1 protein-coding gene is annotated in these 897 nt (G+C 42.6%); it reads left to right on the top strand.

Annotated elements, in window-relative coordinates; all coding sequences use genetic code 11:
* A partial coding sequence (locus tag B2X33_RS05315) for a pseudouridine synthase (protein WP_414717807.1) occupies positions 1 to 828 on the top strand: 828 nt, incomplete at its 5' end.
* Positions 829 to 897: the final 69 nt, after the last annotated feature.

The raw sequence follows: 897 nt of genomic DNA, 5'->3' as shown, positions 1-897 counted from the left end.
AAAAAAATGCCTGCGGAAAGACTCGATAAAATATTGGCGCACCACGGTTTTGGAACTCGAAAGGACGTAAAAAGGCTTTGCCATAAAAGTTTGGTGAGCTTGAACGGGAAAATCGTGACAGATCCTGCCACAAAAGTTGAAATTGACTCGGATAGCCTCGAAATTGGCGGTGAAAAAATATTTTTACAGCGCGACCTTTATATTATGCTCAACAAATGCAAAAATGTTGTCTGCGCAAACAGGGACGGCGAACATTCGACCGTTTTTGACCTTTTGGATGAAAATTTGCGGCACAAATTTTTGGGCGGCGACTTGCACTGCATGGGACGGCTCGACATTGACACTGAAGGTCTTTTGATTTTGACGACAGACGGAAAACTTACACATTCGCTGCTTTCGCCGAAAACTCACGTTCCAAAAACCTATGCGGTCGGTTTGCGCGATTCTTTGACTTTGGAAGAAAAGCAAAAATACTGCGAAATTTTTAAAAAAGGCTTTTGGATTGACCGGGAACAAAACGAAGACGGCTTTGAATGCGCTCCTTCCGAATTAAAATGGCGGGATGAAGACGGAAAATTTGGAGAGAACGTAGAATCTGAAAGGCTTTCTCTTGCTGCTGAAAAAAATTCCAGCGGAAAAACTGAGTGCCTGCTTACGATTTTTGAAGGAAAGTTTCATCAGGTAAAAAGAATGTTCGCCCAGCTTGGAAATGAGGTTGTCTACCTAAAACGAATAAAAATGGGCGGGCTTTTCCTTGATCCGGCGATTGAGCTTGGCTCTTACCGCGAGCTTACGGAAGCCGAGATTAAAATGCTTTCGGAAAAATAAAAAAGCGGTTAGGAAAAACACCACAAAAAAAGCGCCTAAAAAACTGTCCAGAAACGGAATCGGTTTTTT

Source organism: Treponema sp. UBA785 (genome assembly GCF_002297065.1).
In the GTDB taxonomy this organism is placed as follows: Bacteria; Spirochaetota; Spirochaetia; order Treponematales; family Treponemataceae; genus Treponema_D.
This window is presented reverse-complemented; position numbering and strand designations above follow the sequence as displayed.